Origin of the sequence: Sulfuricaulis sp. (assembly GCF_041499725.1) — a bacterium.
In the GTDB taxonomy this organism is placed as follows: Bacteria; Pseudomonadota; Gammaproteobacteria; order Acidiferrobacterales; family Sulfurifustaceae; genus Sulfuricaulis.
The window spans coordinates 1-4,817 of sequence record NZ_JBGQKW010000127.1 but is presented as its reverse complement, the minus strand read 5'-3'; the positions used below and the strand labels follow the sequence as shown (position 1 = coordinate 4,817).

Genomic DNA, 4,817 nt, shown 5'->3' with positions numbered 1-4,817 from the left:
TCGCCGCTCGTCTTGTCAACCGAAAGCGCCGACTTCGTCAGCTTGTCGTGTGAACGACGCATGCCGCGGCGGGAAGGTGATACTCGGCTTTTCTGTACGGCCATGGTAAATCCTCGTCAAGTAAAAATAACCGGCACTATTTTGTTTTCTTCAATCTGTCTAAAACGGCGAAGGGATTTTTCTTTTCCCCGTCGGTCTGCTGACGGCCGTCACCCATTTCTTTCCTCACATAAACCTTGCCCGGGCATTCGCTCAATTCATGCGTTGGCACCATCGGCAACGCCAGCAGCAATTCATCTTCAACCAAGGCGCTCAATGACAGCGGCTTGTCCGTCACCAGGATGTCCGCCTCGTCATCCAGCCTGTCTCGACCTTCTTCCGGTCTCAGCAGAAGCAGCCAGGGTGAAGCCTCGATGCGCAGATCCATGCCTTCGAGACAACGCTGACAAGTCGCGCGCAGGCTCACGCGCAGCGTGCCGCGCATCAGCAGCACCTTCTCGCCCTCGCCGCGTTCGAAGGAGAGATCGACGAAAACGTCCCCCGAACCGTCGAGACAGGTTTGCGCCAGGCGCGGCATGCTCTTCAGCGGGAGCGTGCCGGTCAGGCGCGCACCCCTCGCGGCCAGCTGGATCGGGTCTATGGTCGCCGGTAAATGACCGTGTGACTCTTTCCAGGATGGCGACATGATGCCCTCTTGCACTCTTTCCTTCCGGCACCCTGGGCTTCGAAACTAACCTGTCAAAATAGAGCGTAATCGCCGGCAGGCGGCCAGATACAGGCCGCGCATCATATATTCGCCGCAAACTTGTGTCAAAATAGGGTTTTAGGCAATTCGAATCGGACGGCTGTTATTGACACTGCCCGCCCCTTTTCGTACAAAGCGATGTACGGTATCCCGCAGGGGTGCCGGGCCAGCTCAGCGGAGTCTTCAGCTTGATCAAAAAGATACTGGTTGCCAACCGCGGCGAAATCGCGGTGCGCATCGTGCGCGCCTGCGCCGAGATGGGCATCAAATCGGTCGCCATCTATACCGATGCCGACCGGCATGCGCTGCACGTCAAAAAAGCCGACGAAGCCTACAACGTCGGCCCGGATCCGGTCGGCGGCTATCTCAATGCCCACCGCATAGTAAACCTGGCCGTGGCCACTGGCTGTGACGCGCTGCACCCCGGCTACGGCTTCCTGTCGGAAAACCCCCAGCTCACCGAAGTCTGCGCGCGGCGCGGGATCATCTACATCGGCCCGACCGTGGACGCCATCCGCCGCATGGGCGACAAGACCGCCGCGCGCGAGGCCATGATTGCCGCCGGCGTGCCGGTGGTGCCCGGCAGCGAGGGCAATCTCAAAAACGTTGCCGAGGCGGTGAAGATCGCCAAAAAAATCGGCTACCCGGTGATGCTCAAGGCTACCTCGGGCGGCGGCGGGCGCGGCATTCGCCGCTGCAACAACGAAGACGAACTGAACCGCGCCTACGAGCGCGTGGTGTCCGAGGCCACCAAGGCCTTCGGCAGCGCCGACGTGTTCCTGGAAAAGGCCATCGTCAACCCCCGCCACATCGAGGTACAGGTGCTCGGCGACAAACACGGCAATATGATCCATCTCTTCGAGCGTGACTGTTCGATCCAGCGCCGCCACCAGAAACTGATCGAAATCGCGCCCTCGCCCCAGATCACCGAGGAACAACGCACAACAGTGTGCGAACTGGGTGTGCGCGCCGCCCGTTGCGTGAACTACGAGAACGCCGGCACCGTCGAATTTCTGTTCGACCAGGAAGGCCGGTTCTATTTCATGGAGATGAACACACGCTTGCAGGTGGAACACACCGTGACGGAACAGATCACCGGCGTGGACATCGTCCAGGAACAGATCCGTATCGCCGAAGGGCAGCCCATGTCCTACAAGCAGGAGGACATCCAGCGCCGCGGCTACGCGATTCAGTTCCGCATCAATGCCGAAGACCCGAAAAACGATTTCCTGCCGAGCTATGGACGCATCACGCGTTATTATTCGCCCGGCGGCCCGGGCGTGCGCACCGACGCCGCGATCTACACCGGCTATGAATTTCCACGGCACTACGATTCCATGTGCGCCAAGCTCACGGTCTGGGCGCTCACCTGGGAGAAGGCCCTGGCCCGCGCGCGGCGCGCGCTGCTCGACATGGGCGTGCACGGCGTCAAAACCACCAAGCCGTTTTATCTGGAAATACTCGCCACGCCCGAATTCCAGGCGGGAAAATTCGATACCGGATTCATCGAAAAGCACCCGGAACTGTTAAACTATTCCGTCCGTCGTCCGCCCGCCGACCTGGCCGTAGCCATTGCCGCGGCGATTGCGGCACATCACGGTCTGTAGGAGATAACCGATAGCCATGGCGTCTTCATCGAAGAAAGTTCATGTCACCGAAGTGGTGTTGCGCGACGCGCACCAGTCGCTGCTCGCCACGCGCATGCGCACCGAGGACATGCTGCCGATCTGCGAGAAACTCGACAAGGTCGGTTACTGGTCGCTCGAAGCCTGGGGCGGTGCCACCTTCGATTCCTGCTTGCGCTTCCTCAAGGAAGATCCGTGGGAACGGCTGCGTAAACTCAAGCAGGCGCTGCCCAAGACCCCGATCCAGATGCTGCTGCGCGGGCAGAACCTTCTCGGTTACCGCCACTACTCCGACGACGTGGTCGAAGCGTTCGTGAAGAAGTCGGCCGAATGCGGCGTGGACGTGTTCCGCATCTTCGACGCCATGAACGACATGCGCAACATCGCGGTTTCGGTTAAGGCCGTGCTCAAGGCCGGCAAGCACGCGCAGGGCGCGATCTGCTACACCACCAGCCCGGTGCACACCACCGAACATTTCGTCGAGATGGCGCGGGAGATGGAGAAAATGGGCTGCCAGTCCATCGCCATCAAGGACATGGCCGGCCTGATCACCCCGGCGCGCACGGTCGAAATTTTCTCGGCGCTGTCCAAGACGGTCAAGGTCCCGCTCGCCTTCCACTCGCACACCACCGTGGGCATGGCCAACATCAGCATGTATCTGGCGGTCGAAAACGGCGCGCGCCACGTAGACACGGCGATTTCGTCCCTCTCCTGGGGCACCAGCCACTCGCCGACGGAAACCATGGTGGTGGCCTTCCAGGATACGCCGTACGACACGGGATTGAAGTTGGAACTGTTGCAGGAAATTGGATTTTATTTCCGCGAGATACGTAAAAAGTACCACCAGTTCGAAAGCGAATATGCCGAGATCGACACCCGCGTGATGGTCAACCAGGTGCCGGGCGGCATGATCTCGAACCTGTCGAACCAGCTCAAGGAACAGGGCGCGTTGAATCGCATGAACGAGGTGCTCGCGGAGATTCCGCGCGTGCGCGAAGACCTCGGTTACCCGCCGCTGGTCACGCCCACGTCACAGATCGTCGGCACCCAGGCCGTGCTCAACGTCCTCACCGGCAAGCGCTACAAGAGCATCACGAATGAAGTAAAACTCTATCTGCAGGGTCGTTACGGCAAGGCGCCGGGCAAGATCAACGAAACCGTGCGCAACATGGCGATCGGCAACGATGAGGTCATCACCTGTCGTCCGGCGGACAAGCTCAAGCCCGAGATGCACCGGCTGCGCGAGGAAGCCGGCGAACTGGCCAAGAACGAGGAAGACGTGCTGACCTACGCGATGTTCCCCGAGATCGGACGCAAATTCCTCGAAGAGCGCGCCGCGGGCATGCTCAAGCCCGAGGAACTCAAACCGCCGGTCTCCGCCGCCGCGCCGGGGCTACCGGCGTTCGCACCGACCGATTTCAACGTCACGATGCACGGCGAGACCTATCACATTCGCGTCACCGGCGTCGGTCACAAGAGCGAGGAGCAACGCCCGTTCTTCGTGGCGGTGGACGGCGTGCCGGAACAGATTCTCGTCGAGACGCTCGTTGAGACCGTGCCGACCGAGGCCGGCGTGGTCGACTCGCGTCGCGCGTCGCGGGGGTCGAAGCGGCCGAAGGCATCCAAGGAAGGTCATGTCACCAGCTCCATGCCCGGCACCATTGTCGACATCCTCGTCAAAGCCGGCGCCAAGGTGAAGGCCGGCGACCCGGTGCTGGTGATCGAGGCGATGAAAATGGAAAATGAAGTGCCGGCACCGGTCGCGGGCACGATCAAGGCCGTGAATGTCACCAAGGGCGACAGCGTCAATCCCGACGAGGCGCTCGTCGAAATTGAATAAGAATCCGAACCGCCAAGGACGCCAAGAACGCCAAGGTTTTTGAAATTTGACCTTGCCTTTCTTGGCGTCCTTGGCGCTCTTGGCGGTTCAAGATCATATGAAACTTATTCTCGCTTCTTCATCCCCCTACCGCCGCGAATTACTTGAGCGCCTGAAGATTCCCTTCGAGGTCATCGCGCCCGACGTGGACGAGACGCCGCGCCCCGACGAAAACCCCTCGGCCCTGGTCGAACGCCTGTCCATCGAAAAGGCGCAGAAGATCGCGGACGGGAAACCCGGCACACTCGTGATCGGTTCGGATCAGGTCGCCGTGTATAACGGCGTTATCGTGGGCAAGCCGCACAGCCATGACAAGGCGGTGGAACAGTTGCGAACCGCTTCCGGTAAGGCCGTCACACTTTACACGGGGCTGGCGCTGGTCAACGCCGATACCGGACGCGTGCAGCACGAAGTCATCCCCTATCGCGTGACCTTCCGTACGCTCACCGACGCGCAGATCGAATCTTATCTGCGCAAGGAACAACCCTACTCCTGCGCCGGCAGTGTCAGGTCAGAAGGACTGGGGATTGCGCTGCTGGAAAGATTCGAAGGCGACGATCCGAACACG

5 protein-coding genes are annotated in these 4,817 nt (G+C 60.6%); 3 read left to right on the top strand and 2 right to left on the bottom strand.

What is annotated here, in order from left to right; genetic code table 11:
• Both rpmF and ACC569_RS13915 read right to left on the bottom strand, forming a co-directional pair.
• Positions 1 to 104: 50S ribosomal protein L32 (gene rpmF, locus ACC569_RS13920; RefSeq protein ID WP_372524132.1), on the bottom strand; the 104-nt coding region annotated here is incomplete at its 3' end.
• A gap of 32 nt (positions 105 to 136) precedes the next feature.
• On the bottom strand, positions 137 to 685 hold the full coding sequence (locus ACC569_RS13915) for a DUF177 domain-containing protein (RefSeq protein ID WP_372524131.1): 549 nt from the start codon (positions 683 to 685) through the stop codon (positions 137 to 139).
• 248 nt (positions 686 to 933) lie between these two features.
• On the opposite strand from ACC569_RS13915, the gene ACC569_RS13910 reads away from it, so the two are divergent.
• From ACC569_RS13910 to ACC569_RS13900, 3 genes are all read left to right on the top strand, one after another.
• Positions 934 to 2,352: an acetyl-CoA carboxylase biotin carboxylase subunit gene (locus tag ACC569_RS13910; RefSeq protein WP_372524130.1), complete on the top strand. Its 1,419-nt coding sequence runs from the start codon at positions 934 to 936 to the stop codon at positions 2,350 to 2,352.
• Between the two features lie 16 nt (positions 2,353 to 2,368).
• Positions 2,369 to 4,210 (top strand): sodium-extruding oxaloacetate decarboxylase subunit alpha, encoded by a 1,842-nt coding sequence (gene oadA / locus ACC569_RS13905; protein WP_372524129.1) that lies wholly within the window; start codon positions 2,369 to 2,371, stop codon positions 4,208 to 4,210.
• A gap of 97 nt (positions 4,211 to 4,307) precedes the next feature.
• The coding region (locus ACC569_RS13900) for a nucleoside triphosphate pyrophosphatase (protein WP_372524128.1) at positions 4,308 to 4,817 on the top strand (510 nt) is incomplete at its 3' end.

Excerpts from the sequence above, each read along its gene's own strand:
- oadA (WP_372524129.1), top strand. The coding sequence starts at position 2,369 with ATGGCGTCTTCATCGAAGAAAGTTCATGTCACCGAAGTGGTGTTGCGC.
- ACC569_RS13915 (WP_372524131.1), bottom strand. The coding sequence starts at position 685 with ATGTCGCCATCCTGGAAAGAGTCACACGGTCATTTACCGGCGACCATA.